The sequence below is a fragment of the Methylophaga sp. F7 genome (genome assembly GCF_056863975.1).
Genome location: NZ_CM166511.1, coordinates 2880001 through 2901397, shown reverse-complemented (window position 1 = coordinate 2901397; position 21397 = coordinate 2880001). Strand labels below are relative to the sequence as shown.

The 21397-nt window shown below is 45.4% G+C and carries 24 protein-coding genes (1 of these 24 cut by a window edge); 19 read left to right on the top strand and 5 right to left on the bottom strand.

Annotation, left to right across the window (positions count from 1 at the left end):
• Positions 1 to 228 precede the first annotated feature (228 nt).
• Positions 229 to 765, top strand: coding sequence for a HugZ family pyridoxamine 5'-phosphate oxidase (locus AC08OG_RS14620; protein ID WP_292358178.1), 537 nt, complete (start codon positions 229 to 231; stop codon positions 763 to 765).
• A gap of 44 nt (positions 766 to 809) precedes the next feature.
• Here the strand turns inward: AC08OG_RS14620 and AC08OG_RS14615 are convergent, their stop codons facing one another.
• A complete protein-coding gene (locus AC08OG_RS14615; RefSeq protein WP_292358176.1) occupies positions 810 to 1487 on the bottom strand; it encodes a TIGR04211 family SH3 domain-containing protein in 678 nt (225 codons plus the stop codon).
• Positions 1488 to 1627: 140 nt separating this feature from the next.
• Here AC08OG_RS14615 and AC08OG_RS14610 point away from each other — a divergent pair, with 140 nt between their 5' ends.
• Entirely contained in the window at positions 1628 to 2080 is a 453-nt protein-coding gene (locus AC08OG_RS14610) for an arsenate reductase ArsC (protein WP_482929807.1), read from the top strand.
• A 32-nt stretch (positions 2081 to 2112) separates the two neighbouring features.
• Here the strand turns inward: AC08OG_RS14610 and AC08OG_RS14605 are convergent, their stop codons facing one another.
• Positions 2113 to 3903, bottom strand: a complete 1791-nt coding sequence (locus tag AC08OG_RS14605; RefSeq protein ID WP_292358174.1) for a GGDEF domain-containing protein — start codon at positions 3901 to 3903, stop codon at positions 2113 to 2115.
• Between the two features lie 93 nt (positions 3904 to 3996).
• Positions 3997 to 5379 carry an OprO/OprP family phosphate-selective porin gene (locus AC08OG_RS14600; RefSeq protein ID WP_292358173.1) on the bottom strand — a complete coding sequence of 461 codons (1383 nt, stop codon included), beginning with the start codon at positions 5377 to 5379 and terminating at the stop codon, positions 3997 to 3999.
• Between the two features lie 228 nt (positions 5380 to 5607).
• Here AC08OG_RS14600 and AC08OG_RS14595 point away from each other — a divergent pair, with 228 nt between their 5' ends.
• The 3 genes from AC08OG_RS14595 to groL all read left to right on the top strand — a co-directional run bounded on the left by AC08OG_RS14595 (position 5608) and on the right by groL (position 8187).
• Positions 5608 to 6063 carry an FxsA family protein gene (locus AC08OG_RS14595; RefSeq protein WP_292358171.1) on the top strand — a complete coding sequence of 152 codons (456 nt, stop codon included), beginning with the start codon at positions 5608 to 5610 and terminating at the stop codon, positions 6061 to 6063.
• A gap of 147 nt (positions 6064 to 6210) precedes the next feature.
• Entirely contained in the window at positions 6211 to 6501 is a 291-nt protein-coding gene (groES, locus tag AC08OG_RS14590) for a co-chaperone GroES (RefSeq protein ID WP_014705256.1), read from the top strand.
• Between the two features lie 57 nt (positions 6502 to 6558).
• Positions 6559 to 8187 (top strand): chaperonin GroEL, encoded by a 1629-nt coding sequence (gene groL, locus AC08OG_RS14585; RefSeq protein ID WP_014705255.1) that lies wholly within the window; start codon positions 6559 to 6561, stop codon positions 8185 to 8187.
• 89 nt (positions 8188 to 8276) lie between these two features.
• On the opposite strand, the gene AC08OG_RS14580 is transcribed toward groL, so the two are convergent.
• Together AC08OG_RS14580 and AC08OG_RS14575 are read right to left on the bottom strand one after the other, a co-directional pair.
• The gene (locus AC08OG_RS14580) at positions 8277 to 8645 is read right to left on the bottom strand and encodes a DUF6164 family protein (RefSeq protein ID WP_289281406.1); all 369 of its coding nucleotides are present in this window, start codon (positions 8643 to 8645) and stop codon (positions 8277 to 8279) included.
• Between the two features lie 64 nt (positions 8646 to 8709).
• Positions 8710 to 9165: an alternative oxidase gene (locus AC08OG_RS14575; RefSeq protein ID WP_482929806.1), complete on the bottom strand. Its 456-nt coding sequence runs from the start codon at positions 9163 to 9165 to the stop codon at positions 8710 to 8712.
• A 286-nt stretch (positions 9166 to 9451) separates the two neighbouring features.
• Between AC08OG_RS14575 and glnE the strand changes: the two genes are divergently transcribed.
• The 14 genes in view from glnE to ybgF are tightly spaced (at most 48 nt apart) and all read left to right on the top strand, a layout consistent with a single transcriptional unit that may run on beyond the window.
• The gene (gene glnE / locus AC08OG_RS14570; protein WP_482929805.1) at positions 9452 to 12289 is read left to right on the top strand and encodes a bifunctional [glutamate--ammonia ligase]-adenylyl-L-tyrosine phosphorylase/[glutamate--ammonia-ligase] adenylyltransferase; all 2838 of its coding nucleotides are present in this window, start codon (positions 9452 to 9454) and stop codon (positions 12287 to 12289) included.
• A gap of 42 nt (positions 12290 to 12331) precedes the next feature.
• Positions 12332 to 13261, top strand: a complete 930-nt coding sequence (locus tag AC08OG_RS14565; protein WP_318988877.1) for a branched-chain amino acid transaminase — start codon at positions 12332 to 12334, stop codon at positions 13259 to 13261.
• A gap of 48 nt (positions 13262 to 13309) precedes the next feature.
• Entirely contained in the window at positions 13310 to 14059 is a 750-nt protein-coding gene (locus AC08OG_RS14560) for a YebC/PmpR family DNA-binding transcriptional regulator (RefSeq protein WP_482929804.1), read from the top strand.
• A gap of 13 nt (positions 14060 to 14072) precedes the next feature.
• Positions 14073 to 14612, top strand: coding sequence for a crossover junction endodeoxyribonuclease RuvC (gene ruvC / locus AC08OG_RS14555; RefSeq protein ID WP_292358160.1), 540 nt, complete (start codon positions 14073 to 14075; stop codon positions 14610 to 14612).
• The gene (gene ruvA / locus AC08OG_RS14550; protein ID WP_482929803.1) at positions 14609 to 15205 is read left to right on the top strand and encodes a Holliday junction branch migration protein RuvA; all 597 of its coding nucleotides are present in this window, start codon (positions 14609 to 14611) and stop codon (positions 15203 to 15205) included. Before ruvC ends, ruvA begins: the two co-directional genes overlap by 4 nt.
• A gap of 2 nt (positions 15206 to 15207) precedes the next feature.
• Positions 15208 to 16221 carry a Holliday junction branch migration DNA helicase RuvB gene (gene ruvB, locus AC08OG_RS14545; protein ID WP_292358159.1) on the top strand — a complete coding sequence of 338 codons (1014 nt, stop codon included), beginning with the start codon at positions 15208 to 15210 and terminating at the stop codon, positions 16219 to 16221.
• The gene (gene ybgC, locus AC08OG_RS14540; protein WP_292358158.1) at positions 16221 to 16625 is read left to right on the top strand and encodes a tol-pal system-associated acyl-CoA thioesterase; all 405 of its coding nucleotides are present in this window, start codon (positions 16221 to 16223) and stop codon (positions 16623 to 16625) included. Before ruvB ends, ybgC begins: the two co-directional genes overlap by 1 nt.
• Complete coding sequence (tolQ, locus tag AC08OG_RS14535; RefSeq protein ID WP_482929802.1) at positions 16615 to 17283, top strand: protein TolQ; 669 nt, start codon at positions 16615 to 16617, stop codon at positions 17281 to 17283. Before ybgC ends, tolQ begins: the two co-directional genes overlap by 11 nt.
• 14 nt (positions 17284 to 17297) lie before the next feature.
• Positions 17298 to 17744: a protein TolR gene (gene tolR, locus AC08OG_RS14530; protein ID WP_292358155.1), complete on the top strand. Its 447-nt coding sequence runs from the start codon at positions 17298 to 17300 to the stop codon at positions 17742 to 17744.
• A gap of 5 nt (positions 17745 to 17749) precedes the next feature.
• On the top strand, positions 17750 to 18091 hold the full coding sequence (locus AC08OG_RS14525; protein ID WP_482929801.1) for a hypothetical protein: 342 nt from the start codon (positions 17750 to 17752) through the stop codon (positions 18089 to 18091).
• Positions 18055 to 18882, top strand: coding sequence for a cell envelope integrity protein TolA (gene tolA, locus AC08OG_RS14520; RefSeq protein WP_482929800.1), 828 nt, complete (start codon positions 18055 to 18057; stop codon positions 18880 to 18882). The genes AC08OG_RS14525 and tolA overlap by 37 nt, the downstream gene beginning before the upstream one ends.
• 11 nt (positions 18883 to 18893) lie before the next feature.
• Positions 18894 to 20195, top strand: a complete 1302-nt coding sequence (tolB, locus tag AC08OG_RS14515; protein WP_482929799.1) for a Tol-Pal system beta propeller repeat protein TolB — start codon at positions 18894 to 18896, stop codon at positions 20193 to 20195.
• 21 nt (positions 20196 to 20216) lie between these two features.
• Positions 20217 to 20786 (top strand): peptidoglycan-associated lipoprotein Pal, encoded by a 570-nt coding sequence (gene pal / locus AC08OG_RS14510; protein ID WP_482929798.1) that lies wholly within the window; start codon positions 20217 to 20219, stop codon positions 20784 to 20786.
• Position 20787: 1 nt separating this feature from the next.
• Positions 20788 to 21397: the 5' portion of a tol-pal system protein YbgF gene (gene ybgF, locus AC08OG_RS14505; RefSeq protein WP_292402981.1), read on the top strand. 221 nt of this gene lie beyond the right edge of the window; 610 of the gene's 831 nt are visible here — the first part of the coding sequence; it begins with the start codon at positions 20788 to 20790; its stop codon lies beyond the right edge, outside the window.

The window sequence follows — 21397 nt, the reverse complement described above, 5'->3', positions numbered from 1 at the left end:
TCCGACAAGGCGGTAATGATGCGATGTAGTCATTCTAGATAAGTCATTTCCAACGAAGTAGGGGGAAAATAGCACCCAACCCTTCGGGTTGAGGCTGAAAATGCACCACTCTTTCTTGCTCGTCGTTTATTTAGAGTCACTAAACTTCACTCCTCGCGTCTTGATTGGTGCATCTTCAGTCACAGCAGAGGCGGCTATGAAAGTTCAACAGGCCCTGGGGGCACACAAATGAAAAATAAAGGTTTGGAACAACAGATCAGTGATGAAATCATGATGATGGTCAACAGCCGTAAAACGTTAATGCTGTCGACTCTGGATGAAAATAATCACCCCTATGCATCATATGCTGCTTTTGCACTTGGCAGAGACTGTCTTTATATACTGGTCAGTGATATTGCTGTCCATGGCGTCAATCTGCGAATTCATCCACAAGCGTCAGTGTTAATCATTGAAGATGAAGATTCGGCGATTGAACTGTTTGCCCGTTTGCGTGTGACTTATCAGGTGGAGGCGGAATGGATTCAAGTTGACTCTGATGCCTGGCATGTGGGAATTGCTTTGTTAACCGAGCGTCATGGCCAGCGTATAACGAACTTAAGTCAGCTGAGTGATTTCCGTCTATTCAAACTTAAACCCCGTGGCGGGCGATATGTGAAAGGGTTTGGCAAAGCTTATCAGATTGATAGTGGGACACTGGCGGGAGAGAACCTGCAACATTTACGTGAGGGACATAAAAAGCGTGAAGTAGTCATTAAGTCAGAATAACCCCAAAGCGCCGCAATATTTTGCGGCGCTTTTCTGTTGGTAGTCTAGAAATTACCCCATGAGCTTTTTTTACGCATTCTCAGACTTGGTAAAATCAGTCCGATAATCATCCCGCCAAACAACACAGCAGCACCAATCAAAAACCAGTTCTTTGCATCATTGTCTTTCAGCGTGTTGTTTTCGATGACAATGGATTGAATTTCATGATCGATTTGCTGCAGCCGCTCTTTTAATTGACGATTTTCGTTTTCCAGCGCTACAGCATTTGAGGCCGTACGGCGTAAATCATCCAGTTCTTTACTGAGTCGTTGAGCTGTTTCTTTAAGTGACATGTTCTGGTTATCAGCTTCACTGGTCTGTGAGCTCAACTGTTCAATTTCTTCTTTATAACCGGTAATTTCCAGTTCCAGATTGGCAATGCGCTGTTCTTTGGCCGCCAGCTGGTCACGGGCACTCGGATTGTTGACCAGATAACGCGATAAAACCCAGCCTTCAACCCCATCATTGGTGCGCACCTTCGAATAACCGGAGGGATCATTTTCCAGTACAGCAAGTTCGGTGCCTGACTTAAGCATTTTGCGAATACCGAAATCCAATCCCTGGCCATTGCGCATGGTGATCTCAAGCTCATCTGAAACGTAGCGAGTTGTTTGAGCGGCGCTTATCCCAGGCAAAAGTATCGGAGCGACAACGAACAACAGGCTGATAATAATTTTTTTCACATGCAGATCCGAGTTGAGTTAAAGCGTCATTCTAGCAGAAGCCATATGGCTGATTTCAAGAGCAGATAAGAATCATTATTAAGTTTGATGTGAATTAATGGGTTTGTCATAAAAGCTTGTTAAGTTGAGCGGTGATATAAATGAGGTGGGTTATGGAAAAGTTCAGAATAATGTTTTTGTGCACGGGAAATTCCTGTCGCTCTCAAATGGCCGAAGGCTGGGCCAGATTTCTGGCCGGGGATGAAATTGAAGTTCGTTCAGCCGGTATTGAGTCTCATGGCCAGAATCCTCAGGCAATACAGGTGATGTCTGAAGTAGGTATTGATATTTCACGGCAGGAATCAATACGGGTAAATGGCGAAATGCTGGAATGGGCAGACTTACTGGTCACCTTATGTGAAAATGCTGATGAACAATGTCCTGTTGTCAGCCCCCATACTTTGCGGTTGCATTTACCGCTAACCGATCCGGCAAAATATCGGGGCAGTGAAGCCGAACTACTGAAGGAATTCCGGATTACCCGGGAAAAGATCAAGCAGCGTGTTAATTATGTACTGCAACAATTAAACAAATCGGTAGTGAATGGCCGCTAAATATTAGGCCGTTTTTCATCATCTTATTTGACTTAACCTGCCTCCGCCAATGGCTGGCAATCTGATAGATTCAACTGATAAAGACTGTTGCCCGGCATTTTCTTCGCTTTCGATTTAGCCTTGGTAGCATGCTCTGCAAGATCTGTTTCATCAATCAGATAGTCAAAATCACTAATGGTTACCGCACCGATGGATAAGCTTAACAAAGGATAAAAGACTTGCTGGCCATGGCGATCATAGGCCTGAATGCCTCCTTGTTGCAGATGGGTATCACTATAAAGTTCACTATAGAGTAACGCGAACGCCTCCAGCATCATTTCACAGCGATTGCGCCAGTCATGACTATCAAATATGACGATGAAATCATCGCCACCTACATGACCTAAAAAATCATTTTCATGGTCAATAAACTGACTGAGGATTTTTGCCGTTTTGGTAATGACCTTATCGCCTTTGTTATAGCCATAGGTATCGTTATAGGGCTTGAAATTATCCAAATCGAAATAACATACCGTGGCATGACGTTTTTCCCGGATAGACTGTTGAATGTGCTCATTTAATGGCACATTACCGGGCAGGCCGCTCAGTGGATTGGCATGACGGGCGATGGTTAATTGCAAGTCAGTAATCTGCCGCAATAAATCCATCAAACTACCTACACCACGGTAGAATCCTTGTTCCGAAATGATAAAAACGCTGTGCTGATGAGAAGGTTCCTGACTCGTAATTTGCTGGCTGAGCGACTTTAGCTGCAAAGTCGTCTCAGCAATGATAGGGCGATTATCCATAAATAGATGAATCGGTTTGCGACCATGTAAGTCTCGGCCATAACGACTTGCATACAGGGTCATAAATTCATCGCGCCATACCATGCCAGCAATGGTGTCGTTTTCATGTAATACCGGCAATGCGGCCAGTTTTACGGCATTCTGGAAGCGTTCGCCTACCTGATTTACATCATGATAAGTACGCACCGGGGTTAATTGTGTCAGCAGGCTTCCCACCAGTGAATCTGAACGGGGCACCCCCGAATGAATTTTTTCTCTGGGTTGGCGTTTGGCAAATAATTCAGGCGGTAATTCTCGCTTGGGATTCGGCGTTGGGCGGCCGAAATAATAGCCCTGAGCAAAATGCATATCCATGGACTGTGCAACTAAATACTCTTCCCGGACTTCTACACCTTCTCCAATCACCCTACAGTTACTGCTTTGTGCAATATCGATCATTGATTGCACAAACTGTTTTTTCTGCTGATCTTCATGGATATTCTGCATGAAGTGACGATCCAGTTTGACATAATCCGGCTTTAACTCTGACCATGTACGTAAACCGGAATAACCCGCCCCTAAATCGTCAATGGCAATCGAGAAGCCCATTTCACGATAATGTTCAGTAGCTTCGCGCATCAGCACATAATCATCTATTGGATATTGCTCAGTTAACTCAATGACTACCTGCTCCGCAGGGATGCCGGCTTTTTTCAGGAACTTGGTCGTTAAACCGTGTGGATAGTCGGGCTGTAACAGCGCTGCTGGGATGGTATTAATAAACAGCTTGGCTTTCAGATCCAATTCACCAAATCGGGCAATGGCAACTTCACGACACAATAAATCCAGTTCAGCCAAACGGCCGTGTCGACTGGCTGCATCAAACAGATTAATTGGAGAGTGTAAAACACTATCAGAAGGACCACGGATCAGAGCCTCATAACCATAAATCTGATTGTTTTTTAATGAGACAATCGGTTGAAATATAGGAGTAAGTGCCGCCGTGGCAAGAATATCTTCCAGTGAGGTAAATTGCAGTAATTCTTCTTTTGTCATTGGAATTCAACTCTTAGTAAGCCAGATACAAAAAAGCCCCACCCAAAAGAGTGGGGCAAGTTTGCAGAGGAGATAACTCTCTAGATTCCGCGCCTACCAGAAGGCTTGAGCACGGAATTTCAGAGCAGAAGGTTCTGCATCTGAGCTTGCACCGTTGACTGTCAGGTCAGTAATTTTGTCGTAGTTCAACATAAGGCGAATATTTTTACGTGGGATGTAGTTAATACCCAAGGTGTATTTATCTGCTTCGTCTTCAGTCTGCATGCTACCACCGACCAGGCCTTCTGTTTCGATGTTCTCGAAACGGGCAACTAGCTGCCAAGCACCATATGCTGATTTCGGTGATACGCCTGAATTGTAGCCTTTTTTCCATTTGTAAGATTCACCGGTTAAGAAGTAACCTGCTTCAACAGAATAACCAGTAAAATCTTGGTCAGAATTGACTGAACTTTCTGCAGTGTAATCGACATATTCAGCCAAGGCATGGAAAGGACCATAGATACCTAACACGTCAGCGGTAAAGGCTGAAGAACCATCATAACCCGCTACAGAAGTATCGATTGGACGCTCTGATGTAATGTGACTGACGGCACGTTGACGATAACGGAATGTATCATCACCGTTACCGCGTGTAAGATAACCAGCACCAACTTGCAACATATGCTTTTCATCTTGCATGAAAGGGACAAAAGAACCACGTACAGCCCATGAGTCTGCATCATCAATGTCAGTTTCACCATCTTCAATTTCACCACTGGTGAAAGAAGTCGCTAATAACCAGCGATAGTCTTTATCATTTATTTGAAAGACTGCACCACTTTCACGAGCGGGAGAAATACTTGAATCGGCGTAAAATGGGCGATCAATAAAGCTCATATATTTTGAGCTGGCTTTGGTGTTGTAACCAAATGCAATATGAGATTGACCCAGCTTTACACCCCATTTTGTGCTGTCAGTCAGGCTGTTACCGTAACCTACGTATGCATCTTTGATCGAGGCATCACCACCGGCAAAGTCAGCTTCAAATTTGTAGCTCCAGTCGTAAATATCACCCTCAAAGCCTAAACGTGCACGACGTAATTCTGTTCCACGACCTTCATTGTCGCTAATAGCTGTACCATCATATAAGCCATCGTTATCGACAGAAATGGCATCCCACATCACACGACCGATAGGCTGGAATGACCAGTTACCATCACGATCTGAAACCACCAGTTTTCCATCAGTTTCAATAACCGGCATATTGGCTGTTGCTGTTTCAACTTCTTTTTTCAGCTCTTCTTTATCAGCTTCTGCCATTTCTTTATCAGCTGCTGCTGCATTGGTCAGCAATTTGTAATCATCGTTGCTGATTGTGCCTTTATCACGCAAAACCTGTAAAAGATCCATCATGGCATCATTGTTAGCCTGTGCAGGCAGTGTGGCGGCACCGAACAGTGCGCCGGCGATTAATATTGCAGACGTTTTTAATTTCAAGGGACTATCCTCTTAGTTGATAAAACACGTTCGGTCTGTATCTCCGAGACCTGCACACCTTAAAACCCAAATATTTCAGCGTGATGAAAAAACTGTGACAGTTGTGTGACAACGCAACAAATCGCCAGAAATGTTGTTAAAAAACCACATCAATAATCGACAGATTTGCTTGAAAAGCCCGGATAAGCCCCAACCTTCCTAGTGAGTGCTATCCGTTAAGGAATAAATATGTTCAAGTGGCTATTTTTATTATTTCTGCTGGTTCCAATCGCAGAAATTTACGTATTAATTGAAGTTGGTGAGGTGATTGGCGCTGGCTGGACCATTCTGTTTGTGATTGCGACTGCAGTTTTAGGTGCCTGGTTGGTTAAGTTACAAGGGCTTTCCACCATGCAGCGAGCACAGGAATCAATTCGTCGTGGTGACACTCCGGCTCTGGAGATGCTGGAGGGAATGACCTTATTTATAAGCGGTTTTCTCTTACTGATTCCTGGTTTTGTAACCGATGCGGTGGGCTTTTTATTATTGGTTCCGGCCTTGCGACGAGCTCTATTGCTGAAATTAATTCGTAACAGCAATGTGATATTTCGTCAGCAGTGGTCTGCGCAGAAACGTTATTCGCAAAGTGAGGATATTATTGAGGGTGAGGTAATCAAGGATGACGATCAGCGCAATATTCGTTAATGCTGATAAATCAAGCAATTTACTGCATCTGACAGTTTTTTCAGAAATTTTTTAACTCAGGCACTTGAAGTTTATTCAGCCAGCCCCATTAAAGGGGTTCCTGGAATTTTCTTGGTCATTTTTTGTTACTTTTGGAGGATAAAACTAATGAACCTTCGTCCCCTTCATGATCGTGTGATTGTTCGTCGCATGGAAGAAGAAACTACCTCTGCTGGTGGAATTGTCATTCCTGACAATGCAGCAGAAAAACCATCTCGTGGCGAAATTATCGCAGCGGGTAACGGCAAACCTACCGATTCTGGTGAAGTCCGTCCTCTGGCTGTTAAAGTCGGTGACAAAGTGCTGTTTGGTAAATATGCCGGCACCGAAGTCAAAGTGGAAGGCGAAGAACTGCTGGTAATGCGTGAAGACGATATCGTTGCTGTGATCGAAGCGTAAGCTTCCCGACGATTTCACATCTGGTTACGTTAAACATAGCTATAAAGAGGAATTAAAATGGCTGCTAAAGAAGTCAAATTTGGCGCTGATGCGCGCCAGCTGATGGTCAAAGGCGTTAATACGCTGGCCAACGCGGTAAAAGTGACATTAGGACCTAAAGGTCGCAATGTTATTTTGGATAAAAGCTACGGTGCACCAACTATTACTAAAGATGGTGTTTCAGTTGCTAAAGAAATCGAACTAGAAAACAAATTTGAAAACATGGGCGCACAAATGGTGAAAGAAGTTGCTTCGCAAACTTCTGACGCTGCGGGTGACGGTACTACTACCGCCACCGTACTCGCTCAAGCCATTCTGCGTGAAGGCATGAAATCAGTTACTGCGGGTATGAACCCAATGGATCTGAAACGCGGTATCGACAAAGCCGTTACTGCTGCCGTTGAAGAGCTGAAAAAAATGTCTTCTCCATGTGACGATGATAAAGCCATTGCTCAAGTCGGTACTATCTCTGCCAACTCTGACAAATCAGTCGGCGACATCATTGCTGAAGCAATGAAAAAAGTCGGTAAAGAAGGTGTAATCACGGTTGAAGACGGTCGTGGTTTTGAAAATGAACTCGACGTTGTTGAAGGTATGCAGTTTGACCGTGGTTACCTGTCTCCATACTTCGTTAACGAACAGCAAACTATGTCAGCCAACCTGGATGACCCATACGTTCTGCTGTACGACAAAAAAATCTCTAATATCCGTGAACTGCTACCAACACTGGAAGCGGTTGCCAAATCAAGCCGTCCACTGCTGATCGTTTCAGAAGATGTTGAAGGCGAAGCGTTGGCCACTCTGGTTGTTAACAACATGCGTGGTATCGTTAAAGTCTGTGCGGTTAAAGCGCCAGGTTTTGGTGATCGTCGTAAAGCGATGTTGGAAGATATCGCTGTGTTAACTGGCGGTACCGTGATTTCTGAAGAAGTTGGTCTGAATCTGGAAAAAGTTACTCTGGATGATCTGGGTCAAGCGAAGAAAATCTCTGTCAGCAAAGAAAACACCACTATTATTGATGGTGCAGGCCGTGCGGATGAAATCACTGCACGTGTTGAACAGATTCGTGCACAAATCGCTGATTCATCTTCAGACTACGACAAAGAAAAACTGCAAGAACGCGTGGCTAAGTTAGCTGGTGGTGTTGCGGTAATTCGTGTTGGTGCTGGCTCTGAAATTGAAATGAAAGAGAAAAAAGCCCGTGTTGAAGATGCATTACATGCGACTCGCGCTGCCGTTGAAGAAGGCGTAGTTGCTGGTGGTGGTGTTGCTCTGGTTCGTGCCGAAGTAAGCTTGGGCGAACTGAAAGGTGACAACCTGGATCAGGATGCTGGTATTGCTATCGCACGTCGTGCAATGCAGGAACCTTTACGTCAAATCGTTACCAACTCTGGCGATGAAGCCTCTGTTGTTTTAAATGAAGTCGCTGCAGGTAAAGGTAACTACGGTTACAACGCTGCAAGCGGTGAATATGGCGATATGATTGAAATGGGTATTCTGGATCCAACTAAAGTAACGCGTACGGCATTGCAAAATGCTGGTTCGGTTGCGGGTCTGATGTTGACCACTGAAGCCATGATTGCTGAAATTCCGAAAGAAGAAGCTCCTGCAATGCCTGATATGGGCGGCATGGGCGGCATGATGTAATTCGTTACAGCATAGCTATCAGCACACAAAAAAGCCCTGCCTCGAAAGAGGTGGGGCTTTTTTTGGGCTAATTAAATTGAAAAGAGCTTTTAAGGGTGTAATGTTTTCCAGAAAGGAATCAACATCAGGCTCAATACAAAGGCTATTAACAGTAATACGCCTATAAAGCGAAATGGATGCTGAAAAATGGATTGGAAAAATCCCGGTATTTCGCCATTGGCACGCAGATTTTCATATTGCTGACGCTGATCTATAGCGCGTTTGGCCTGATATTCATCGAGCGTGGCTTTGGCAATAGGCAGTTGTTCATCATTTATCAACCAGATGGCCGCAACACCAAGGCCAAAAAATCCAGCCTGAGTTTCGTAAAAGGCAAAGCCTTTATCGTCCAGCAATTGCCGAACGTCTTCCGCTTCGTCTTCAGGTACATTGTTGAGTCGAAATAATAAAGTCGCCATAGTCGTCCTTGTCTGTCAGCGCGGTTAGAATCTAACCCGATTTGTTACTTCATTCAGCGGCATATTAGGCGTTTTGCAATTGATTGGCAAAATCATGATTTACATCACGATGCTTGGCCTCATCATCTCTTACAACTAACACTACATCGCGCAGCAGCGCATCCTGTGGCAGGTTCCAGTAATCAATGGCAATTTGCGGTGCGGCTACGTTTTCGTATTTGCCTGAATCGATACCTGCTAAATACTCGGTATAGCTGTACACAGCTTCTTCCTCAAGATAACCAACAATTCGATGCGCTACTCGAGATGAGAAAATATATAAAATAAAGAACAAGTTAAAAAACACACCCTGAGCAATGATAATCAACACGCGTTCGAACCAGCTTGGTTTGGCAATATGCACAAAGGTAAGCAGATGCATGCGTTCATTATCAGCTTCTTCCAGCAAGGTACTGATCCAGCCATCATCATTTTGCATCCGGCGCAGTGAACGAAGATGCTGAAGAGCTCCGCCAACCATGCCAGGTACGGCTGCAACCGTTTCCAGTACGACAGCACGATGTCCGTAACGCCCGGAAAAAAGACGTCAGCAAAAAAACGCATAAATTTTACAATTGCCAGCGCCACCCGATCAGAAACGCTTTTTGGGGTGAAATGCGGGGCGTTATATTCATTGCTGTCCATCGTTGTCTCCTTTGACGAGACGAAGGTTATTTAGTCTGAGAAAATACATTTGCCGATGTGAAAATTTCGTGGTTATTACATCGCGATAAGTCATATGTTCTGTTAGTTTAGACACATTTTCAATGACTGTGCATTTTGAAATATCCAATGAGGCAAAAATGACCACAACACAACTTACAGAACGATGGCAATCGATTCTGCAGGATAAGCAAAATCTGCTTGATTCTGCCTCTGAAGTATTAACGGCCAGTGAGTATGTGTTGAATCAGGGCGACAGGCAACCACAGCGTTTGCGTGAGTTGGTCGAAAGTGGTGATTTGGAAACTGTCTATGCAGAAGATGGCTATCAGCAACGCCTGCAAACCCGGCTGGCACAGGTAAATGATGAAGCCACTTTGCAACAACAATTGCGGTTCTTTCGACACCGAGAAATGGTGCGTATTATCTGGCGGGATTTAAGTGGATGGGCCGATCTGGCAGAAACGGTGCGTGAGTTAACGGCATTGGCGGATTGTTGCGTTGAGCAGGCATTAAACAAGCTTTATCAATGGCAAACCGAACTGCTTGGCACCCCGATGGATGAGTTGGCTCAGCCACAGCATTTAATCGTGCTGGGGATGGGCAAAATGGGTGCCGGGGAATTGAACCTGTCTTCTGACATAGATTTGATTTTTACCTATCCTGATGATGGCGAAACACAAGGCGCACGGAAAAGCCTCACCAATGAAGAGTTTTTTACTCGCTTGGGTCGCAAACTGATTCAGGCTCTCGATAATGTGACCGTTGATGGATTTGTGTTTCGGGTAGATATGCGTTTGCGCCCGTTTGGTGAAAGTGGATCATTAGTCGCCAGTTTTGATGCCATGGAGGATTACTACCAGACTCAGGGCCGGGAATGGGAACGCTATGCAATGATCAAGGCAAGACCTGTTACGGGCAGTGAACAGGATAAGAAAGCTATCAGCGAGCTACTACGACCGTTTGTCTATCGACGTTACCTTGATTACGGCATGTTTGATTCACTGCGTGAAATGAAATCCATGATTGCCGGACAGCTTCATTTAAAAGGCATGGAAGACAATATCAAGCTTGGAGCAGGAGGGATCCGCGAAATTGAGTTTATTGGTCAGGTGTTTCAGTTAATTTATGGCGGGCGTGACAAACCTTTGCAGCAAAGACCCATTCTGACGATTCTGGATTTATTGGCTGAGCGAAAATTATTGTCAGATTACGCTGTAACAGCCTTAAAAAATGCGTATGTGTTTCTGCGTCGAACAGAACATCGTATTCAGGCCTGGGCAGATCAACAAACACATTTATTACCCAGTAATAATGAGGCCCGAATTCGTTTAGCAAGGAGTATGGGATTTGAGAGCTGGACTGCTTTTGTTGAAACTCTCAGTGAACATCGGCAGCAGGTGCATGAACATTTCCAACAATTACTGACTGCACCACAGGCCGATGATGAGAGTACCGACAGTATTGCATTGTTAACTTCCAGCGAAGCAGAAATAACGTCTTATCTTGAAACATGGGGATATCACGAACCAGAGCAATCCCAACAGACGATTGAAAAATTGTTGAACCTACATGTCGTGAAAAACCTTAGTCATACCGGTCTCGGACGTCTCAAAAAATTATTGCCATTATTGGTTCAGGCTGCTGCTGGCACTGATGAGCCTGATACTTGCCTGAATCGGATGATTCCGTTATTGGAATCGATTATGCGACGTTCAGCCTATATGTCGCTATTAGTTGAAAATACCCTGGCGTTATCTCAACTGGTCAAACTCTGCGCGGCGAGTCCGTTAATTAGCCATCAGCTAGCACGTTATCCAGTATTACTGGATGAATTGCTGGATCCGCGATCACTTTACGAAGTGCCAGGCCGAGAACAGCAACAAGCCTTATTAAACCAGTTCCTCTCAGCTGCTGAAGACACCGATCTTGAACAGCAAATGAATTTATTGCGGGAGTTTCGGCAAATTGCCACTTTGCATGTTGCTGCAGCAGATGTCACCGAAGTATTACCGTTGATGCGGATCGGTGATCAACTCAGCGAATTGGCAGAAATTTTGTTGGAACGTGTGTTGCAATTGGCTTGGCAATATCTGATCTCGCGTCACGGATTACCGCCCGCTGCGGATAAAGATGATATGACGGAGTGCGGCTTTAGTGTCATTGCCTATGGAAAATTAGGTGGACTGGAGTTGGGGTATGGCTCAGATCTGGATTTAGTTTTTGTATTTGATGATGCGCGGGAGGGAATGACTGATGGTGATAAACCTGTCGATTTGATGGTGTTTTATACACGTTTGGCTCAGCGGATGATCCATTTATTAAATACCGTGACTGCGGGCGGAGTGCTTTATGAAGTAGATATGCGACTGAGACCAAGGGGAAATTCAGGGTTGCTGGTGAGTCCAATTTCAGGCTTTGCTGATTATCAACAGAATGAAGCCTGGACCTGGGAACATCAGGCTCTGGTCAGAGCCAGGTGTGTCGCTGGGGATAAAAATTTAGCTGAAGAATTCAGTAACATTCGCCAGCAAGTTTTGTCCAAATCACGCATTGAATCCGAGCTGGTAAAAGAAGTCAGTGAAATGCGCCATAAAATGCGTCAGCAACTTGATAAGTCGTCCGCAGGAAAATTTGATCTTAAGCAGGGCGTAGGTGGTATCACTGATATTGAATTTATGGTGCAATATGCAGTACTTGCCTGGTCAGCAAGCTTGCCAGATCTGATGGTTTACACCGATAATATCCGAATTTTGGATGCTTTAGTCGCGACAGGCAAGCTCAGTGAACAAGAAGGGACCATGCTTGCAGATGCTTATCGCTATTACCGTAGTGAAGCAAATCATTGTGTCCTTCAGGAGCAACCGACAGTGGTGTCGGAGGCCAAAGTGGCCGATTTTCAGCAACAAGTGAACGCAATTTGGCAACGCTGGTTACGTTAAAACCAGTTTGATATCAATATTAAGTCTCAAAAGTAGGTAATTATGGCAGCAGTAACAATGGCAGATCGTGATGGCGTTATCTGGTTGGATGGCGAATTTGTGCCTTGGCGCGAAGCTAAAGTCCATGTGCTGACGCATACGCTGCACTACGGAATGGGGGTGTTTGAAGGAGTCCGTGCCTATCAAACAGATGCTGGCGCTGCTATTTTTCGCCTGCAGGAGCATACAGACCGGCTCTTCCGTAGCGCCAAGATTCTCGGTATGAACATCCCGTTTGATAAAGCGACTTTAAACGAAGCACAACGTGCTGTGGTTCGAGATAACAATCTGGATTCTGCCTATATTCGTCCGATGTGTTTTTATGGTTCTGAAGGCATGGGTATCCGCGCTGACAATTTAAAAACACATGTGATGGTGGCTGCCTGGAGCTGGGGTTCCTATCTGGGTGAAGAAAACATGACCCGCGGTATTCGCATTAAAACCTCTTCGTTTACCCGTCACCATGTGAATATCACCATGTGTAAAGCCAAAGCCAATGGCAACTACATGAATTCGATGATGGCGTTGCAGGAAGCCGTGAATGATGGTTATGACGAAGCACTTTTATTAGATGCTAACGGCTTTGTTACTGAAGGCAGTGGGGAAAACTTTTTTATGGTGCGTGATGGTGTACTTTATACACCTGAGTTGACCTCTGCACTGGAAGGTATTACCCGCGATACCGTTATGCGTCTGGCGAACGATATTGGTTTGAAAGTCATTGAAAAACGCATTACGCGTGATGAAGTTTATATCTGTGATGAGGCCTTTTTCACCGGCACTGCCGCAGAAGTTACCCCTATTCGTGAGTTGGATAATCGTCCTATTGGCGAGGGCAAACGCGGTCCAATCACTGAACAGTTGCAAAGCATGTATTTCGATCAGGTTTATGGTCGCAGCGAATATTATCGCGACTGGAATACTCTGGTTTAATTCAGGAAAACGAAATATTTAACGTAATAACAAAGAGGTTAGTACCAAATGGCAGGTCATAGTAAATGGGCGAATATCCAGCATAGAAAAGGTGCGCAAGATGCCAAACGCGGCAAACTGTTCACCCGGCTGATTCGTGAAATTACTGTTGCCGCCAGAATGGGCGGTAGTGACCCGGCGACTAATCCACGCTTACGTGCAGCCATCGATAAAGCTTTGGGCAGTAATATGACCAAAGATGTTATTGAACGAGCGTCTAAGCGTGGTGCAGGTGAGCTCGAGGGTGCTGCATACGAAGAGGTACGTTACGAAGGCTACGGGCCAAATGGCATCGCTATTATGGTGGATTGCATGACGGACAATCGTAACCGCACGGTTGCTGAGGTACGCCATGTTTTCAGTAAACGCGGTGGCAATATGGGCACCGATGGCTGCGTGGCTTTCATGTTTAATCAAAAAGGCATTATCAGTCTAGCGCCAGGTCTGGATGAAGACGCGGTCATGGAAGTCGCGCTGGAAGCGGGTGCTGAAGATATTGTCACCAATGATGACGGTTCCATCGATGTGTTTACCACGCCGGATGAGTATGCTGTTGTTAAAGATGCCTTGGATGCCGCTGGCTTTGAGGCGCAATCAGCCGAGGTCACCATGCACCCTGACAATACCGTCAGTCTGGAGTTGGATGATGCACAAAAAGCCATCGCCATGATAGAAGCGTTTGAAGAGCTTGATGATGTGCAACAGGTCTATTCAAATGCAGACTTTTCTGATGAGGTGATGGCGCAGCTGGAGAACTAGCGGCCATCCCCCTATGTCACGCATTCTCGGTGTTGATCCCGGCTCCCGTAAAACCGGTTTTGGCATCATAGAGCTTGACGGTAAACAGATTAAACACGTCATTAATGGCAGACTGCTGGTGGGTGATGGTGAGTTTGCTGATCGTCTGAAACAGATTTTTGATGGACTGACCGATCTGATTCTGCGGTATCAACCTGAAATCATGTCTATCGAGCAGGTGTTTCTGCATAAAAATGCTGATTCAGCTTTGAAACTTGGTCAGGCCCGAGGGGCTGCCATTTGTGCCGCAGTCAATCAACATTTAAAAGTCCATGAATATTCCGCCACACAAATAAAAAAAGCTGTCGTTGGTAATGGACATGCCAAAAAAGAACAGGTCCAGTATATGATGTCGGTCATGTTGCAATTAAAAGAAGCGCCAATGGAAGATGCCGCAGATGCCTTGGCCTGTGCGGTAACCCATGCAAATCATGCAGCACTGGATAGTCTCAGCAATAAACTTCCCGCAGGAATGCGGATCAGTCGTCGTCGAGGAGGACGCTATAGCCGATGATTGGTCGTCTTACCGGAATTATTATCGAAAAACAGCCGCCGGAATTGGTGCTGGATGTAAATGGGGTGGGCTATGAAGTCTCCGCTCCCATGTCTACTTTTGTAAATTTGCCGTCACTTAATGAAAAAGTGAGTTTATATACCCATTTAGTCGTGCGCGAAGACGCTCAATTGTTGTATGGTTTTGCTACTACTCGCGAACGATTATTATTTCGCAGTTTACTTAAGGTAAATGGAGTGGGAGCGAAACTGGCACTGACGATTTTATCGGGTAGCGACGTCGATAGCTTTGCCCGAAGTGTGCAGGAAGGTGATTCCGCAAGTTTGACGCGTTTGCCTGGTGTCGGTAAAAAGACAGCAGATCGTCTTATTATAGAGATGCGCGACAGACTTAAGGAAGTCGGTTCTGCAATGGGGCTTGATGAACAAATTACGACGAATATGCCGAGCAGTAGCGGGGCACGAAAAGAAGCACTGGAAGCTTTGATTGCTTTAGGGTATAAAGCCGCCGAAGCAGACAGAATGATCCGTAGTTTTGATGCCCAGGATATGACTACTGAGCAAATCATCAGACAGGCGTTACAGCGTAATTAACTATGGATGAACGTTTTATTACTCCGCAAACGCTGAATGATGATGACCGGGTGGATCGGGCTATCCGACCCATTAGACTCGAGGACTATATTGGTCAACCGGTGGTGCGCGAGCAGATGGAATTATTTGTTTCAGCGGCCCGGCAACGCAAAGAAGCGTTGGACCATACACTGATATTTGGTCCTCCGGGGCTGGGTAAAACCACATTGGCACATATTATCGCCAATGAAATGGGCGTTAATTTAAGACAAACTTCGGGGCCGGTTTTAGAGCGTCCTGGTGATTTGGCAGCGTTGCTGACGAATCTAGAGCCAAATGATGTATTGTTTGTCGATGAAATTCATCGATTAAGCCCGGTGGTTGAAGAAGTGTTGTATCCGGCAATGGAAGATTACCAGATCGATATCATGATCGGTGAAGGACCGGCAGCTCGTTCAATTAAGCTGGATCTTGAGCCATTTACCCTGGTCGGAGCAACAACCCGCGCTGGTTCACTGACCTCGCCTTTGCGAGACCGATTTGGCATTGTGCAGCGATTGGAATTTTACAATGTCGCTGATTTAAGTACGATTGTGCAGCGTAGCGCACGTATTCTAGGCTTAACGCTGGACGTTAATGGTGCAGGTGAAATTGCTCACCGTTCCAGAGGCACGCCGCGGATAGCCAACCGTTTATTACGACGGGTTCGTGACTACGCAGAAGTGCGGTTTGATGGTATTGTCACAGCAGAAATTGCCAGACAGGCACTGGATTTGCTGGATGTCGATAAATTTGGTTTTGATATGTTGGACCGCAAACTATTGCTGGCCATCATTGAAAAATTTTCCGGTGGCCCGGTAGGATTGGACAATATTGCCGCGGCTATTGGAGAAGAGCGTGGCACGATTGAAGATGTTATTGAACCCTTTTTGATTCAGGAAGGATTTATCATGCGGACACCTCGTGGCAGAATCGCTACCAAACGGGCTTTTTTGCATTTGGGTCTGACACCGGATTTAGATCTGACAGGTGATTAATGCAGTCTTTTGATTGGCCGGTGAGAGTGTATTACGAAGATACGGATAGTGGTGGCGTGGTATATCACGCAAATTATCTGAAGTTTATGGAGCGGGCGCGAACAGAGTGGCTACGCCAGCTCGGTTTTGAACAAAATGTTTTAAAAGACGAACATAATTGTCTGTTTGCAGTCCATTCGATGCAAATTAATTTTCGTCGCCCGGCACGTTTTAATGATGCCTTATTGATTCGATCTGAAATGACACAAACGAGCGGTGCAAGCATGCAGTTTGAGCAATCAGTACTGCGTGACGGTGAACTGTTGTGCGGTGCGTCGGTCCGAGTGGCCTGCCTGGATGCTTTGCGATTTAAACCGTGCCCGATACCTTCTTTTATTTTGACGGAGATGCAATGTGAATGCTGATCTATCCTTGATGTCCCTGATATCTGAAGCCAGTTTACTGGTGCAGATTGTTATGCTTATTTTGCTGCTGATATCAGTTTATTCCTGGACTATTATTTTCAAAAAACGCAGCGAGTTAGCCAATGCCCGGCGAGATGCTGATTTATTTGAAGATAAATTCTGGTCGGGAAATGAATTAAACAGACTCTATGAAGATATTACTGCCAGACCGCACTCCGGTCGGGGTATGGAGGGAATTTTCGAGGCGGGTTTCAAGGAATTTGTCCGTTTAAAAAAATCCTCTACTGACTCAACCTATGTGTTGGAAGGGACTCAGCGAGTAATGCGTATTTCCTTGTCCCGTGAAATGGATGAATTGGAAGTTTCGTTACCCTTTCTGGCGACAGCAGGCTCTACCAGTCCATACATTGGTTTGTTTGGAACGGTCTGGGGTATCATGAATTCATTCCGAGCTTTAGGCGAAGTGCAACAGGCGACACTGGCTATGGTTGCCCCAGGTATTGCCGAGGCTTTGATCGCGACAGCAATGGGCTTGTTTGCAGCGATACCAGCGGTTGTAGCATATAACCGTTATTCACATGAAGTTGAGAGATTGATTAGTCGTTATGACAATTTCGTTGAAGAATTCTCTTCAATTTTGCAACGGCAACAAGGTTAATAACGGAGCCAACTATGGCGCTTTATAAACAACAACGCCAACGTCGCAAGCCTATGGCAGAAATTAATGTCGTACCGTACATCGACGTGATGCTGGTATTGCTGATCATTTTCATGATTACCGCGCCCATGCTAACCCAGGGCGTTCAAGTCGATTTACCCAAGGCCGATGCCAATCCGGTTGAAGCGCCGGAAAACCTTGAACCTTTGGTGATTTCGGTTGATGCTGAAGGTGCTTACTATGCATCTGTAGGTGATAATCAGGATCAAAGTATCGGTGCTCAGGAACTGGTTGCCAGGGTGTCGGCTGTATTACGCCGAAACCCTCAAACACCAGTGATGGTCAAAGGCGATAGTTCAGCAAGTTATGGACAAGTGGTAGGGGCTATGGCTTTATTACAAAAAGCAGGCGTACCGAATGTCGGTTTGATTACTCAAAGACCGGAAACGGAAACACAGTAATTAAGATGAAGCATCCAATTGTGCAAACTCTTCTTGCCGGCGGCACTTCAACAATATTGCATATATTGTTATTTTTACTGCTGATCTTCAGTTTTGATATGCCTACTGATATTCGCCAGTTTGGCCAACCAGAAGTAGAGATCGTACAAGCCACCGTAGTTGACGAAGATTTAGTTCTTGAAGAAATGGCGCGTTTGCAGGAAGCGGAAGAAAAAAACGCGCAGCAGAAGAAGAGCGTCAGCAAAAACTGGATGAGCAACTTGAAAAAACGCAAGATGAGCTGGCTCGTAAAGAGCAAGAATTTCTGGATATGCAGGAACGTGCCAAGCTTGATGCCGAAAAACTAAAACAGGAAGCCGAACTTGAACAACAACGCTTGAAAGAGCTTGAGCAGCAACGTATAGAACAGGAAGAAGCACGTAAACAGGCAGAGTTGGAACGTCAACAAGCAGAACAAGCTAAACAAAAGGCAGAAGCTGAGCGAAAAGCGGCTGAAGAAGCTAAACAACGAGCTGAAGCAGAACGCTTAGCAGCAGAAAAGGCCCGAGAAGAAGCTGTGGCTAAACGCAAAGCGGAAGAGGAAGCCAGACGCAAGGCTGAGGAAGAGGCCAAACGTAAAGCGGAAGAGGAAGCCAAACGTAAAGCAGAAGAGGAAGCCAAGCGTAAAGCAGAAGAAGAGGCTAAACGTAAGGCAGCTGAAGCTGAAGCTAAACGAAAAGCTGCTGAAGCTGAGGCCAAGCGAAAAGCTGAGGCAGAACGCCTGGCCGCAGAAAAATCACGAGCAGAAGCAGAACAAGCATTACAAAGACAATTAGATGCTGAGGCAGAACAGCGCAAGCAGAAACGGATTGCTGGCGTTCTGGATACCTACGGATTGCAGATTCAACAAAGAATTACCCGTTACTGGACTAAACCAGCTAATGCAGAAGCTGGGTTACTTGTTACGCTGGAAGTGAAACTTATTCCGGGTGGTGATATCCGCAGTGTAAGAGTGATAAAAAGCAGTGGTAGTGAAATATTTGATCGTTCTGCAGAAAATGCTGTTTATAAGGCCGCTCCAATGCCAATGCCTTCAGACCCTGATGCAGCACAAAAGATTATCAGTGAAGGCATTGAAATATACTTTAAACCTGAATGAGAGAAGTTAATATGGCCCCGAAATTAATTCGTTCGCTTGCCTTAATGGCGATGTTTTTTATGCCAATTCAGGCATCTGCCGTGTTAAAAGTCGAAATCACCGGAGGTTCAGATAGCGCACTCCCAATCGCTATTGTGCCGTTTGGCGCCGAAGGAATTAAAGCGCCTGAGGATATAACCAGCATTATTCGTAATGATCTCGAGAGTACTGGTCGTTTCGCACCATTAGATAACCAGGATTTGGTTTCTCGACCCACTGAACAATCACAGGTCAATTTTGCAGATTGGCGTTTATTACGTTCCGAAGGGCTTGTTATCGGCAAAATCAGCAGTCAGGATGGCGAGAACTACCAAGTTCAATTCCAATTGTTTGATGTTTACCGTGGTCAGCAATTGGCCGGAAAACGTTACCAGGTGCCTGCATCTGGATTGCGTGCATTAGGCCATCAGATTGCAGATGTTATCTATGAAACATTAACCGGCGAAAAAGGTATTTTTTCAACGCGTCTGGCGTTTGTCACACAAATAACGGCTGGTGATGGTAAAAAACGTTTCGCTTTACAGATATCGGATGCTGATGGAGCAAATCCACGGACTGTATTACAATCTACTCAACCGATTATGTCGCCGTCCTGGGGACATGATGGCAATCAATTAGCCTATGTATCATTTGAGAATGGCAAAACAGAGGTTTTTGTTCAGCAGTTGCAAAGCGGACAACGCAAGTCAGTTGCCTCCTTTGAAGGCATAAATAGCGCACCGGCTTGGTCGCCTGATGGCAAAAAGCTGGCCCTGACTCTGTCGAGAAATGGTAACCCGGAAATTTATGTCATGGAATTAGCCAATGGTGATTTAATACGGGTCACCAATAATGCTCAGGCAATTGATACTGAAGCAGTTTGGTCACGCGATGGCAATGAGATTTATTTTACTTCTGACCGTGGTGGTCGACCACAAATTTACAAAGTTTCAGCAAATGGCGGTAGAGCTGAACGGATAAGTTTTGAAGGAAATTACAATGCTTCACCTGATTTATCACCAGATGGAAGCAAACTGGCCATGGTACATGGTGCCAATGGTGGTTTTTATATTGCTGTACAGGATTTGAAAACCGGCGCAATGCAAGTTTTGACGGATTCAGGAAGAGCTGAATCGCCGAGTTTCGCGCCGAATGGCCAAATGATCCTGTATGCTACTGAGCAAAAAGGTAGCGGTGTTTTAGCTGCTGTCTCTGTTGATGGCCGGATCCATCAACGTTTGAGCGAATCCGGAACTGTTGTGCGTGAACCAGCATGGTCTCCGCTGAAAAAATAATTTATGTCAGGAGTGTTTGTTATGAATCGTTATAAGTTCTCGGCTCTACTTATTGCATTGTTTTTACTCAATGCCTGTAGCGGTAATGCCACAAAAGATGGAACCGATGATGTGTTGGTTGAGGAGCGTAATGGCGCATCAACTTCAGGTGTTACTGGTCAAGGAGCTGATGGTAGCGATCTGGGAGCAGAAGCAAGTGTTATTGTTGGCGAAGATGGTTATTCAGGAAGTGAGTTGAATGACCCATCCAACCCTCTCTCCAATCGGGTAATCTACTTTGATTACGATAGCGCCAGTGTAAGACCACAAGATCAACCTATCGTTGAGGCTCACGCAGCTTATTTGGGTAAAAATCCTAATCTGACTGTCCGTCTTGAAGGTCATACTGATGAGCGGGGCTCGCGTGAATATAATCTCGCATTAGGTGAACGACGTGCTTTATCTATTCGTCAGTTACTGATGTTGCAGGGCGCTAGTGCCCAACAATTTCGTGTGACAAGCTTTGGTGAAGAACGTCCTGCCGTTGATGGTAGTGATGAATCTGCATGGTCACAAAACCGTCGAGTTGAAATAATTTACATTGGTCGTTGATATGCCGTTTAAAAAGCAAAAACAACTTGCAATCGTATTAATGGTGGGCGCTATATTGGCGCCCGCTGTTTCTTGGGCTGAAGAAGAAGCTTTACAGGCTCGCGTGGATAGGTTGGAACGTATTATTCAGGGGCAGGGATTAACCTCCTTGCTCACTCAGGTTGATCAATTGCAGCGTGAGATTCAACGTTTAAATGGTGCTAATGAAGAGCTTAATCACCAAATAGAACAGATTCAAAAACGCCAGCGTGAACAATATTTGGATCTTGATCAACGGATAACAGAAATCCAGCAGCAAGCTTCTGTTTCTCAAGCTCCATCTGTTATCGATTCACCTTCTATGGATAACAATTCAATTGATGAAGAGTTAGCCGATGGTGGTTTGCAGAATACACCCACTGATCAGACAGATGCTGGAGAGAGCGCACCTGTGCCCGTCGCAGTAGAAAGTGGCGAAGCTGCATATCAGTCAGCATTACAGGATCTGCGTGGCGGCCGTTATCAGGAAGCTTTGTCAGCGTTGGGAGCATTCCCCCAAAATTATCCAAATAGTTCATATCTGCCTAATGTCTATTATTGGCAAGGCGAAGCACATTATGTTTTGCGTGAAT

What these genes read in the sequence shown, in the direction of transcription:
- groL (WP_014705255.1), top strand. Translation starts at nt 6,559, where the DNA reads ATGGCTGCTAAAGAAGTCAAATTTGGCGCTGATGCGCGCCAGCTGATG.
- ruvC (WP_292358160.1), top strand. Translation starts at nt 14,073, where the DNA reads ATGTCACGCATTCTCGGTGTTGATCCCGGCTCCCGTAAAACCGGTTTT.
- groES (WP_014705256.1), top strand. Translation starts at nt 6,211, where the DNA reads ATGAACCTTCGTCCCCTTCATGATCGTGTGATTGTTCGTCGCATGGAA.
- AC08OG_RS14595 (WP_292358171.1), top strand. Translation starts at nt 5,608, where the DNA reads ATGTTCAAGTGGCTATTTTTATTATTTCTGCTGGTTCCAATCGCAGAA.
- AC08OG_RS14610 (WP_482929807.1), top strand. Translation starts at nt 1,628, where the DNA reads ATGAGGTGGGTTATGGAAAAGTTCAGAATAATGTTTTTGTGCACGGGA.
- tolA (WP_482929800.1), top strand. Translation starts at nt 18,055, where the DNA reads ATGCAGGAACGTGCCAAGCTTGATGCCGAAAAACTAAAACAGGAAGCC.
- ruvA (WP_482929803.1), top strand. Translation starts at nt 14,609, where the DNA reads ATGATTGGTCGTCTTACCGGAATTATTATCGAAAAACAGCCGCCGGAA.
- ruvB (WP_292358159.1), top strand. Translation starts at nt 15,208, where the DNA reads ATGGATGAACGTTTTATTACTCCGCAAACGCTGAATGATGATGACCGG.
- AC08OG_RS14605 (WP_292358174.1), bottom strand. Translation starts at nt 3,903, where the DNA reads ATGACAAAAGAAGAATTACTGCAATTTACCTCACTGGAAGATATTCTT.
- AC08OG_RS14565 (WP_318988877.1), top strand. Translation starts at nt 12,332, where the DNA reads ATGGCAGCAGTAACAATGGCAGATCGTGATGGCGTTATCTGGTTGGAT.
- tolB (WP_482929799.1), top strand. Translation starts at nt 18,894, where the DNA reads ATGGCCCCGAAATTAATTCGTTCGCTTGCCTTAATGGCGATGTTTTTT.
- AC08OG_RS14525 (WP_482929801.1), top strand. Translation starts at nt 17,750, where the DNA reads ATGAAGCATCCAATTGTGCAAACTCTTCTTGCCGGCGGCACTTCAACA.
- tolR (WP_292358155.1), top strand. Translation starts at nt 17,298, where the DNA reads ATGGCGCTTTATAAACAACAACGCCAACGTCGCAAGCCTATGGCAGAA.
- AC08OG_RS14580 (WP_289281406.1), bottom strand. Translation starts at nt 8,645, where the DNA reads ATGGCGACTTTATTATTTCGACTCAACAATGTACCTGAAGACGAAGCG.
- AC08OG_RS14560 (WP_482929804.1), top strand. Translation starts at nt 13,310, where the DNA reads ATGGCAGGTCATAGTAAATGGGCGAATATCCAGCATAGAAAAGGTGCG.
- ybgC (WP_292358158.1), top strand. Translation starts at nt 16,221, where the DNA reads ATGCAGTCTTTTGATTGGCCGGTGAGAGTGTATTACGAAGATACGGAT.
- AC08OG_RS14620 (WP_292358178.1), top strand. Translation starts at nt 229, where the DNA reads ATGAAAAATAAAGGTTTGGAACAACAGATCAGTGATGAAATCATGATG.
- glnE (WP_482929805.1), top strand. Translation starts at nt 9,452, where the DNA reads ATGACTGTGCATTTTGAAATATCCAATGAGGCAAAAATGACCACAACA.
- pal (WP_482929798.1), top strand. Translation starts at nt 20,217, where the DNA reads ATGAATCGTTATAAGTTCTCGGCTCTACTTATTGCATTGTTTTTACTC.
- AC08OG_RS14575 (WP_482929806.1), bottom strand. Translation starts at nt 9,165, where the DNA reads ATGGTTGGCGGAGCTCTTCAGCATCTTCGTTCACTGCGCCGGATGCAA.